Source organism: Mesorhizobium sp. M7A.F.Ca.ET.027.02.1.1 (assembly GCF_004022985.1).
Taxonomy (GTDB): domain Bacteria; phylum Pseudomonadota; class Alphaproteobacteria; order Rhizobiales; family Rhizobiaceae; genus Mesorhizobium.
Genome location: NZ_RZOL01000986.1, coordinates 1 through 394, shown reverse-complemented (window position 1 = coordinate 394; position 394 = coordinate 1). Strand labels below are relative to the sequence as shown.

Sequence of the window (394 nt, the reverse complement as noted above, 5' to 3'; positions counted from 1 at the left end):
ATCTCACAAATCTCGGCTGCGGCTCAGGACGCCTTCAGCCGATCAGTTGCGCAGCCGGTAGCCGGTCCGGAAGATCCAGGCGACGATCGCGATGCAGGCGGCCAGGAACACCAGCGTCATGCCGAGGCTGATGCCGACCGAGACGTCGGCCTTGCCGTAGAAACTCCAGCGAAAGCCGCTGATCAGGTAGACCACCGGGTTGAACAGCGTAATCGTCTTCCAGATGCCTGGCAGCATGTGGATCGAATAGAAACTGCCGCCGAGGAAGGTCAGCGGGGTGACGATCAGCAGTGGCACCAACTGCAGCTGCTCGAAGCTTTTCGCCCAGATGCCTATGATGAAGCCGAACAGGCTGAAGGTGACCGCCGTCAGGATCAGGAAGGCGAGCATCCAG

Annotated in this window: 1 protein-coding gene; it reads right to left on the bottom strand. The window is 60.4% G+C overall.

The genetic code is table 11. The annotated features are described in order from the left end of the window. Nucleotides 1-42 precede the first annotated feature (42 nt). The coding region (locus EN749_RS37375; protein ID WP_189368092.1) for an ABC transporter permease at nt 43-394 on the bottom strand (352 nt) is incomplete at its 5' end.